This window comes from Tamlana crocina, from assembly GCF_012037625.1.
On record NZ_JAAVJS010000617.1, the window covers coordinates 1 to 331 of the forward strand.

Sequence of the window (331 nt, forward strand, 5' to 3'; positions counted from 1 at the left end):
GCTGCCGAACAAATCTCTAAAAGACAGAGTACTACCGTGGCGGAAAGTCTTCAGGGACTAGCCTCAGGAGTTACGGTAAGAGGTGGCGGACAGCCCGGACAGGAAGCCAAAATAGAAATTCGGGGACTTAAGAACCTTCAGAATGCCAACCCATTATATGTCATTGATGGGTTAGTGACTTCTGCAAACAGGGACTTTAACCCCAATGATATCGAATCCATCCAAATATTAAAGGATGCGGCTGCTGCTGCCATCTACGGATCTCGAGCCGCCAATGGGGTGATCATCATCACTACAAAGAATGGAAAGGACGGACCTATGGAGGTCAATG

The 331-nt window shown here is 48.0% G+C and carries 1 protein-coding gene; it reads left to right on the top strand.

Going from position 1 to position 331, the window contains the following annotated elements:
* Window positions 1-331 (top strand): TonB-dependent receptor plug domain-containing protein (locus HC176_RS18290; RefSeq protein ID WP_167920417.1); only part of this gene is annotated, 331 nt, incomplete at both ends.